The 6,017-nt window shown below is 44.4% G+C and carries 5 protein-coding genes; 1 reads left to right on the top strand and 4 read right to left on the bottom strand.

The genetic code is table 11. The features are described 5' to 3' along the window. Nucleotides 1-225 precede the first annotated feature (225 nt). Entirely contained in the window at nt 226-2,970 is a 2,745-nt protein-coding gene (locus FHW89_RS21605) for an alpha-L-rhamnosidase (protein ID WP_172337128.1), read from the bottom strand. Nucleotides 2,971-3,161: 191 nt separating this feature from the next. Here FHW89_RS21605 and FHW89_RS21600 point away from each other — a divergent pair, with 191 nt between their 5' ends. Continuing rightward, nucleotides 3,162-3,659 (top strand): DinB family protein, encoded by a 498-nt coding sequence (locus FHW89_RS21600; RefSeq protein ID WP_172337127.1) that lies wholly within the window; start codon nt 3,162-3,164, stop codon nt 3,657-3,659. A gap of 81 nt (nt 3,660-3,740) precedes the next feature. On the opposite strand, the gene FHW89_RS21595 is transcribed toward FHW89_RS21600, so the two are convergent. The 3 genes from FHW89_RS21595 to FHW89_RS21585 all read right to left on the bottom strand — a co-directional run bounded on the left by FHW89_RS21595 (nt 3,741) and on the right by FHW89_RS21585 (nt 5,995). Then, entirely contained in the window at nt 3,741-3,941 is a 201-nt protein-coding gene (locus FHW89_RS21595; protein WP_076373622.1) for a hypothetical protein, read from the bottom strand. Nucleotides 3,942-4,326: 385 nt separating this feature from the next. After that, nucleotides 4,327-5,157: an amidohydrolase gene (locus FHW89_RS21590; RefSeq protein WP_172337126.1), complete on the bottom strand. Its 831-nt coding sequence runs from the start codon at nt 5,155-5,157 to the stop codon at nt 4,327-4,329. Next, nucleotides 5,150-5,995 carry a fumarylacetoacetate hydrolase family protein gene (locus FHW89_RS21585; RefSeq protein WP_172337125.1) on the bottom strand — a complete coding sequence of 282 codons (846 nt, stop codon included), beginning with the start codon at nt 5,993-5,995 and terminating at the stop codon, nt 5,150-5,152. The genes FHW89_RS21590 and FHW89_RS21585 overlap by 8 nt, the downstream gene beginning before the upstream one ends. Nucleotides 5,996-6,017 lie beyond the last annotated feature (22 nt).

Raw genomic sequence — 6,017 nt, 5'->3', positions numbered from 1 at the left:
TCAAGGTATTGGTGGAAAAAAACCTATTGATATGATCACCCTAAACAACCAAAAATAAACCCGCTAGCTTGTCCTCGAATTACTAAACCCTTACAATTGCGAGGAACGAAGCAATCTCTACGCAAGCAAGTCAACTATTCACGCTGCTCTGTATAGTTTAGGGATTGCTTCGTTCCTCGCAATGACGCTTGGGAGAAGACCGGAATTAAAAAATCCTATCTTCTCTTACATCGTCGCCACAACCGCTTTTTTCTCTTTTACCTCTATCCAGGGATAACTAAACGTATAATCGCCTGAGCCAACACTGACGGTAATGCCGTCATCAACAGCGTGAGCCGTATCAGGGCGTATGGGTTTGCCATCGAGTTTTACCTCTCCGGCATGCGCCTTGGGCAGGATTACATCGGCTGTGGTATTGGGTGGTATGGTCACATGCACCTGTATGGTACCATTGCTTACCTCCCAACCCGATAACACCTGTCCGTACATACTCTGAAAAGTGACTTTGGCAAAATTGATCTTTTGATTAGGCTCCGGCTTAATGATAATATGTTTATAACCGGCCTTACCCAATTGTAAACCTGCCATTTGCTGATACATCCAGTCGCCAACGGCACCGTAGGAGTAATGGTTAAAGGAGTTCATGCTTTTATCCTCAAAAGTGCTATCGGTTTTGATGCCATCCCAGCGCTCCCAGATAGTGGTGGCCCCCATTTTTACCGGGTACAGCCATGATGGATACGTTTTTTGCAACAGCAGATCATAAGCTACATTGCTATACCCGTTTTGCGACAGTACCTGGCATAAATAAGGAGTTCCCAGGAAGCCGGTAGACAGGTGGTTGTTACGGCTGCGCACATCCTCAACCAGGTAAGCGGCGGCTTTGGCTTTGAGACTATCGGGCACCAGTCCAAACTTCAATCCCAGCACATAGCCGGTTTGCGAGTCGGCAAAAATTCGACCAGTTGGGGTAATATAATTACGAACAAAGGCTTTTTTAACCTGCTCATATATCCCCTTGTAGTATTTTTCGTCGGCACTATTACCAAGTACACCAGCTGATTCACTTAGTAGTTTGGAGGAGTAAGCATAAAAAGCGGTAGCGATCAGATCGGGATTGGTATAACCATTGGGTTCCGAAAAATCATAAATACCCGGGCGGTAAAAGAGCCAATCGCCAAAAACGCTGCCGTTATGCCAGATGTATTTATCGCCAGATTTTTTGATGATATAATCCACATAGGCCTTCATGCTGGGATATTGCGTTTGCAGGATGCGTTTATCGGCATACACCTGGTACATAGTCCAGGGCACAATAACCGATACATCGCCCCAACCCGCAGAAGTGGTTTGGTTGGTTTGCAAAATATCGGGTACCACAAAAGGTATTCCACCTGCCGGGAACTGATCGGCAGCTACATCCTTCATCCATTTGGCAAAAAATGGCGCTACCTGCATATTAAAGGCGGCAGTGCGCGAAAATACCTGCGCGTCGCCCGTCCAGCCCAGGCGCTCATCGCGTTGCGGGCAATCGGTCGGGATATCCAGGAAATTACCTTTCTGCCCCCATTGGATATTATGCTGCAGCTTGTTGATCATGGTATCGGAGCAGGTAAATTGCCCGGTAACCGGCATGTCTGAATGTATGACTACGGCTGTGAAATTCTCCGGCTTCAATTCGCCAGGGAACCCTTCTACCGCAATATACCGGAAACCCATAAAGGTAAAATGCGGCTCAAATACTTCCTGGCCGCCGCCTTTAAGGGTGTAATTGATAGTTGCAGTTGCCGCACGCAGGTTGGCGGTGTAAAACTCTCCGAATTTATCCAATACCTCGGCATGGCGAATCTTTACGGTTTGCCCGGCACTGCCGTTTACTTTTAAGCGTACCCAGCCAGTGAGATTTTGTCCAAAATCAATAATTTGTGTGCCTTTGGGGCTTTTAAATATGGCAATGGGTTTGATCTCCTGTATTTTGTGAACGGGTACGCTTTGTACCCCTACCAGTATCTTGTTATCAAAGCTGGCTACATCAACGGGTTCCCAGCTGCTATCATCAAAACCTTTGGCAGTCCAGCCGCTTTTTTCCATGCGAGCATCATAGGTTTCGCCATCGTAAATACCATCACTGCGTATAGGGCCTTCTTTGGTACCTTTCCATGAACCATCGGTATTGATGTTTTGTACCGTACCATCGGCATAGGTGATCTGTAACTGGCATAACAGGCCAAGTTTTTTGCCCCAGAAACCCCATTGATTGATATAGCCTGTAGTTCCGCGGAACCAGCCGTCGCCAAGCATGGCGCCTATTACATTATCACCTTGTTGTAGCATAGCGGTAATATCATACACCTGGTATTGCAGGCGCTTTTTATACTCCGTCCAACCGGGAGTGAGTATCTGATCGCCTACCTTTTTGCCATTTAGATATAATTCATATAAACCGTGCGCCGTAGCATAAGCCCTGGCCGATACGATCTTTTTAGATACGCTGAACTGTTTACGAAGCATGGCTGCCGGTATTTTGCGCAGAGGCTCTTGTTTGGGTTCAACCCAGGTGGCCGTCCAGTCGGCAGGTGATAACATACCCGTTTCAAAATAAGCAGACTTGCTCCAAGCTGATGCGTGGTTATGATTATCCCAGACCTTTACCTGCCAATAATAGCGGGTAGCAGGTTTTAGTGGAGTTCCTGCATAGGTAATGAGTATAGAGGAATCGGCGTTTACCTTTCCTGTATTCCACACTGTTTTAGGCGAGGAAAAGGACGCGTCTGTTGCCACCCGTATATTGTAGGCCTGTTGCAGGGTGCTGCGCTGAGAAGCATTGATCTTCCAGCTGAGGCGCGGGTTTACGATATCGATACCTACGGGATTGTTGAGGTATTCGCAGGTTAAACCATCGGCGGCCGGATTTTGTGCCATGCACATAACCGGCAAAAACAAAAAGAGATAAAAGAGTATAGGTTTCATTGATGATAATTGGTAATTCAATGATATCAATTGCGTTTTGAGACGGCAACCCTGTCTGTCTTTATTACGGTTTTAAATCTATTTTTTTCTTTTTCATCTCTAAAAAAAAACCTGCTGACATAGGGCTGTCACCAGCTGTTTGTTACTTTGAATCATCAAACAAGAACAGTAAATATTTAAAACGATAAGTCATGTCAACCATCGCCGAATTACTAAAAGAAATGGAGCTGGAAGCTCAAACCACCCGTAAAATGCTGGCCATTATACCCAACGATAAATATGAATGGCAACCGCATGAAAAGAGTATGACCGTGCAACGCCTGGCCAATCACATTGCCGAAATACCAGGCTGGGTAACCATGGCACTTACTACAGATGAACTTGATCTGGCGCATAACCCTTATAAATTTGAACCCCATAACAATACAGCGGGCGTATTAGGATTTTTTGAAGAATCGCTGGAAAGCGGCAAAACTCATTTAGCGCAAGCCAGTGATGAAGACCTGGAAAAAAGCTGGACCTTACGTTATGATGGTAAATTAATAAGCGTAAGAACCAAAGCCGAAGTGATCAGGATGGCGTATTCGCAAACTGTGCATCACCGGGCACAAATGGGCGTTTACTTGCGTTTGTTGAATGTACCTATCCCCGGCAGCTATGGCTCCAGTGCCGACGAAGGTGGCTTTTAATAAAACGCCTACACCAACCTATGAAAAACAAAAAAGCCATTGTTAAATAACAATGGCTTTTTGCATGAGGTATAATTAATACTAATGCCTGTGTTTTGATAAATTGCTTACGTTAATTTCTTCCAGAAAACCATCTTCATTGATGGCATAGCGGGCATACTCGGTATTGGTATCAATCTTGTAAACAGGTTTTGATCTTTTCCTGAACTTTTTTCGCACAACCAATAACGGAAGAATGATTACGGCAAGCAGGGCGGTAACTTCTAATAAAATAATATACATGACTCTTTCTTAATAAATTTGCTTGAAGACGCTGGTTATCAACAGCAAACAAGATGATAATTACCCTGCTTCTGATCAATCCACCGACTAATAGTCGAACAGCTAATTATGTGCCATAATTTCTACTAACACAAAATATTGCATTTTTATTATGATCTGGGTTATAAATAATTGGTTAAAAAGGTCGTTAACCGCAGGGGGGCTGATTAACAATGTATTAAGCATTAATGCACATTAACGGCAAAATAGCAGTGTACATGTATAAATTGGCTATACACAACAGAAAGTTACCGTGCTGTTGCAACGGTACATAGTTACTTACTTTTATTTTATTTAGCAACAAAAATTTCAAAATGATAGCGCTGTATCATTTTGAAATTCAAGCTTATAAATTGTAAAATAGTGTAGCATTTTTGCCCCAGAACAAGTCTTGCTCTGTTGCCGATAATCTTGAGCAATAATTATTTACCACCTGCATGGTGCCTTCATAACCACCAGCCAGGAGGCATACGGGCCAGTCGGATCCAAACATTACCCGATTGATGCCAAAAGCATTGAACACCACATCCAGGTAAGGTGTAAAATCTTCGGTTTTCCACAACTTCCAGTTGGCTTCGGTAAGCATGCCCGATACCTTGCAGTAAACATTGGGGTGTAAGGCTAAAGCCAGGATATCTTTTTGCCAATCATTAATATGTTGATCTTTAATATGAGGTTTGGCCAAATGGTCGACCACAAATTTTTGATCGGGGAAACCTCCGGCCAGTAATTCGGCGTAAGGAAGGTGCTCAGGGTATATCAGTATATCGTAGGTATAGCCGTACTTTTGCAAACTGGCTATACCTTTCTGAAAGCGCGGTTGCAGCATATACTGCCTGTCAGGCTCCGATTGTAAAATATGACGAAAGCCTTTCAGCAGATTAAATTGTTTAAAATAGTCCAACCGCTCTTCCAGGTTATCCGCTTTCAGATCAACCCAGCCTACTACACCTTTTACAAAAGGGTTAGCAGCTGCCATCTCCAGCAGGAATTGTGTCTCCTGTTCGGACTGATCGGCCTGAACAGCCACACAACCGTCAATGCCGTTCTGTTGTAATACCGGCAGCAGATCTGTTGGTAAAAAGTCACGTTTGATCACCAGCATTTCATCGTTGATCCAGCTATCACGAACCGGGTCAAATATCCAGAAATGCTGGTGCGCATCAATTTTAGGCATAAGCTACCACGTTTTGTTTTGATTCGCCAAGCCCATCGATGCCCAGTTCAACCACGTCGCCTGGTTTTAAATAAAATGGCGGTTTCATACCCAGGCCAACACCGGCAGGTGTACCTGTTGAAATGATATCGCCCGGCAGCAGCGTCATGAACTGGCTGGTATAGGAAATCAAATGGGGCAGGTTAAAAATAAAGTTTGATGTAGTACCATCCTGCAATGTTTTACCGTTCACCTTTAACCATAAACGCAGGTTATGCGGATCGGCAATTTCATCAGGTGTGGCCAAAAACGGACCAAGCGGCGCGAAGGTATCGCAACCTTTTCCTTTATCCCAGGTGCCATTACGTTCTAATTGAAACTCACGCTCCGATACATCATTATGCAGTACATATCCGGCTACATAGTTCATCGCATCAGCTTCATCAACATAAGACGCCTTTTTACCGATCACTACGGCCAGCTCCACTTCCCAATCGGTTTTTACAGAATTTTTGGGGATCACGATATTATCATTCGGGCCAACAATGGCGGTAGTAGCCTTCATGAATATCACCGGCTCGGGTGGCAGGGGCGCGTTGGTTTCTTTAGCATGATCGGCATAATTTAAGCCAATGCATACAATTTTTGAAGGACGCACTATCGGGCTGCCTAAGCGTATGCTATCAGCAACCTCGGGGAGTTGTTTATCTTTTATAAAAGCGGCCAGGCGTGCCACACCATCAGTCGCAAAAAACTGTTCGGTGTAATCCTCGCTAAAGGCAGAAACATCATATTTTTTATCGTTAAGGATCACTCCTGGCTTTTCTTGTCCAATTGCGCCAAATCGTATCAGCTTCATATTGTTGTGGTATTGTTTTTTA

The sequence above is a fragment of the Mucilaginibacter sp. SG564 genome, assembly GCF_013149275.1.
Lineage (GTDB): Bacteria > Bacteroidota > Bacteroidia > Sphingobacteriales > Sphingobacteriaceae > Mucilaginibacter.
Note: the sequence above shows the minus strand (reverse complement) of the source record. Positions and strands in the feature narration are given on the sequence as shown.